Here is a 3,750-nt window from a genome sequence, read left to right on the forward strand (position 1 = left end):
GTGCCGAGGTGCGAGATCAGGTCTTCCTCGCTCATACCGATGCCGGTATCGGAGAGAGACAGGGTCTTGTTGGCCTCGTCGAGCTCGAGATCGATGCGCGGCGAGTCGATGCCACTGCCGACGAGGGCCTTGTACTTCTCGTCGGTCAGGCTGAGGTGGCGCAGCTTATCGAGCGCATCGGAGGAGTTGGAGATGAGCTCGCGGAGAAAGATCTCCGGGTGTGAGTAAAGTGAGTGAACGATCAGGTGCAGGAGCTGGGAGACTTCAGTCTGGAATTGCTGCTTGGACATATCGTTCTTAATTTTGCCAAAAAACCGGCCGGAATGAAGCTGGGTTTCTGTGGAACGCCCCCGCCGGCCACCTCATCTAACCATCCATGTCCCTCCAAACCCTGACCCGCGCCGCCGAGTCTGACCTTGAGCCGATCGAGATCTACAAGGTTCTTGCTGAAGTCAGCAATCTCCCCAAATGGGCGCCCGCCTTCGCCGATTCGATTGAGTCCACCGATAAAACTCACTTCCGTGTCACCAAAAACGGCGACAGCTTCAACACGGAGCTCTTCCTGCATCCCACAGCCCTCGCCGTGGACTACATTCGGGAGATGGCTGACAACAGGCGGGGCGGCGCGTACATCCGCGTAACACCTCGCCCGCTGGGTGGCAGCACCGTCATCATTACGGTTCCCATCGCCCCTACAGCGAATGAGGCTGACGTCGCCAGGGTCCTGGAGGAGGAGCTCGCGGAAATTATCCGTCTTGCGCGGCCCTAGCTGCGGCATAATTCACGAGCATGTCATGTGGCGAGAGGTACTCTACCCGGAATGGCGCACGCAGGGCTGCTGTTTGAGTTAGTAGTTCTATTCATCGGAGTACCGGCGGCATACCGGCTTTCCCCGGTACGCCTTCCAGCCTTGCCGGTACTTTGGCTGGCGGCCGGGTATGCATGGTGGCAATTGGCCCGAGATCCGGGCTTCGATCGCAGGCAGCTATGGAATCCTGCTCCGCTGGGAAGCAACCTGGCCGGCATCCTGGCGATCTTCCTGGTCGTGGCAGCACTGCAGTGGGCAGGTGTTCACTGGCTGGCGCCAAATCTGGAATGGAGCTTCGCGCGCCGACACACACGCTTCTGGGCGATGGTGATGGTGCTATACCCGATTCTCTCTGTCTATCCACAAGCCTTTCTCTATCGAGCGTTCTTCATGCATCGCTATGCCTGTCTGTTTCCAGCGACACCCGAGGGCGGACTGATGCTGGTTGCTGCAAGCGCGGCTGTCTTTGGCGGGATGCATATCGTCTTCCGCAACCCTTTGGCGGTCGTGCTGACGTTCCTCGGAGGACTCCTGTTTGCCTGGCGATACCAGCACACGGAATCGCTCTTCGTCTCCAGCGTTGAGCATGCGCTGTACGGCTGCTGGCTGTTTACCGTGGGTCTGGGGCAGTACTTTTATCACGGGGTCTGGCCAAAGCCCAGTTGAAGYGCGCCCCATGCCAGTTGGCTTCCCGCTTGATCCTGCTCGTAGGGCATGAGGCCTATTGATTCGTGTCTGCTGATCTATACCCTCAGAGCAGGAACATGTATCTCTGGCGCAGATGAAGGGATTTGGTAGGGAATGACATACTCCACGTTCAAGCATTTTTCCTGCTGTTGGGTATCCCGGCAGAAGCGTGCAGCGGCGTTTTCATTGCGGAAAACGCCCATAGATGCACAAACCCTCCACTACATCTACAGAAAAAATGCTTTGGGCGCGGGCCTGCTTGCGCTGGCGGCAGTGGCCGCCGCAGCACAGACAAGCAGTAAGCAGGACAAGCTTCTCCATCTGAACCAGATCCAGGTTGTGGGCTCACACAACAGCTACAACACCGGCTTTGCGCCCAGCGAAGAGAAGTACTTCTCCGGGCATTTTCCTGACGCCTTTCATGGCGTGGACTACCATCATCAGTCGCTGCCGAAACAACTTGATGCCGGGGTCCGTCAACTGGAGCTGGATATTGTTACTGACCCCACCGGCGGCCGCTTTTCGCATCCGAAGATCGTTGGACTGACAAAGGAAGCCGGCCTTCCCGCCGATCCTGACTTCGATCCGAAGCACGAGATGGATAAGCCCGGCTTCAAGGTCATTCATCTGGGCGACGTCAACCAGCGCAGCAGTTGCCAGACCTTTGTACACTGCCTGCAAGACATTCGCGGTTGGTCGAAGGCGCATCCCAAACACGTTCCAATTCTGTTGTTGATCGAAGACAAACAGGGACGGCTCAGCCAGCTTCCCGGAGCGACGACCGCAGAGCCCTGGACCGCAGAGACATGGAACTCGCTGGATGCCGAGATCCGTTCGGTCTTCCCCGAGCAGGAACTCATCACTCCGGACAATGTGCGCGGCAAGTATTCCACGCTGGAAGCCGCAGTGCTCGCGGGCGCATGGCCAACTCTGGCGGAGTCGCGCGGCAAGGTCCTCTTTCTTCTCTACAACCGGCCGTCTGCTCCTGCTTACTTAGAGGGCCACCCGGTACTGCAGGGACGCGTACTGTTCACCAACTCTGAGCCCGGCAAGCCCGACGCCGCGTTTGTAGAGCGTGACAAGGGTTCGCAGGATGAGATCCGCGCGCTGGTGAAGAGCGGCTATCTTGTACGCACCCGTGCAGACTTCAACACTGACCAGGGCCGCACGAACGACACCACCCGACGCGACCTGACGCTGGCAACCGGAGCCCAGATGGTCAGCACCGACTTCCCTGTCTCTGAACCTGCGCCGTGGACGGGTTACACCGTCGGTCTACCCGGAGGTTTCGCAGCACGCTGCAACCCGGTCAATGCGCCTTCCGAATGCAGCGATGCGTTGTTGGAGCCGGGAGTCAGGACGAAGGAGCCGTCTGCTTCGCATCAGCCGTAACGCAGAACGGCGACATCTTAAGATTTAATGGCTGGTCGGCGGCAGGTGGGAACTGGAGCTTCTGCAACAGGCACGCTGGGATATAGTGCCATGACTCTGATCTGGTGCGCGTAGCGCAACCATTTCGCACCTCAGGTGCGAACGTCTCGCTTAAGGGCATGGCTTCAGCCATGCCGCTTCAGACGCCAGGGAAAGTGGCGGCTTTAGCCGCTGAGGGCGATATATCTGAGAACCTCCAAATGCTGTGCTTCGCATTTGGATCTGACCTCAGCGGCTAAAGCCGCGTGTCGTTCAGTGCTGATACGGGACGGCTAAAGCCGTCCCCTTAAGCAAGGCATTCGCACCTCCGGTGCGAAACGGGATGCACTGTGTGGACGGTCTACACAACCGCATCGTCGATCCCGACTAACCATAAGCGAGCATACGTCAGCACATTAAATAGCCATGCGTAGCCTCTCTCGACCGGCCCACTCCTGCAACAGCAGGAGTGGCTTTCCTGAAGCTGCGCGATTCGCCCGGCCGCGAGCCTGAATGACAGCACGTCTTCTCGGATCGACTTCGACCGTTAATACATGGCGAACCTTCTCTCCTTGCCACAAGCTGAGCGACCATATGCTCGAGGTTCCGCGATCGCAGCGATACGCATAGCTGGCGACGCAATGGTGCAGCGCGGCGCCTTCTTTCCGGAGCTGAGCGCTATTGGTAAGTTCCATCATGTGCCAGCGTCTTGGCATCTCTGAAACATCCCGGCCTGGCTCTTCGAAGACCAAGGGTTGAAACGGTGACCGCGTCCACGAGAACGCGGCACTGCTGCCTCCAAGACTCCGATGCCAGGCTTGCATCAACCGCAGCATTGACTGCAC

General features: G+C 58.5%; 4 protein-coding genes and 1 pseudogene. 3 read left to right on the forward strand and 2 right to left on the reverse strand.

Annotated elements, in window-relative coordinates; all coding sequences use genetic code 11:
• Nucleotides 1-290: pseudogene (locus AB4043_RS17910) on the reverse strand (molecular chaperone HtpG); the annotation flags it as partial.
• An 86-nt stretch (nt 291-376) separates the two neighbouring features.
• On the opposite strand from AB4043_RS17910, the gene AB4043_RS17915 reads away from it, so the two are divergent.
• From AB4043_RS17915 to AB4043_RS17925, 3 genes are all read left to right on the forward strand, one after another.
• Nucleotides 377-769, forward strand: a complete 393-nt coding sequence (locus AB4043_RS17915) for a hypothetical protein (RefSeq protein ID WP_442302875.1) — start codon at nt 377-379, stop codon at nt 767-769.
• A 51-nt stretch (nt 770-820) separates the two neighbouring features.
• Nucleotides 821-1,474 (forward strand): CPBP family intramembrane glutamic endopeptidase, encoded by a 654-nt coding sequence (locus AB4043_RS17920; protein ID WP_442302874.1) that lies wholly within the window; start codon nt 821-823, stop codon nt 1,472-1,474.
• Nucleotides 1,475-1,738: 264 nt separating this feature from the next.
• Nucleotides 1,739-2,887, forward strand: coding sequence for a phosphatidylinositol-specific phospholipase C1-like protein (locus tag AB4043_RS17925; RefSeq protein ID WP_442302873.1), 1,149 nt, complete (start codon nt 1,739-1,741; stop codon nt 2,885-2,887).
• A 434-nt stretch (nt 2,888-3,321) separates the two neighbouring features.
• Here the strand turns inward: AB4043_RS17925 and AB4043_RS17930 are convergent.
• On the reverse strand, nt 3,322-3,750 hold a 429-nt coding region (locus tag AB4043_RS17930; RefSeq protein ID WP_442307682.1), incomplete at its 5' end, for a PcfJ domain-containing protein.

This window comes from Terriglobus sp. YAF25 (genome assembly GCF_052113305.1).
Lineage (GTDB): Bacteria > Acidobacteriota > Terriglobia > Terriglobales > Acidobacteriaceae > Terriglobus.

What these genes read in the sequence shown, in the direction of transcription:
- AB4043_RS17920 (WP_442302874.1), top strand. Translation starts at nt 821, where the DNA reads ATGGCGCACGCAGGGCTGCTGTTTGAGTTAGTAGTTCTATTCATCGGA.
- AB4043_RS17915 (WP_442302875.1), top strand. Translation starts at nt 377, where the DNA reads ATGTCCCTCCAAACCCTGACCCGCGCCGCCGAGTCTGACCTTGAGCCG.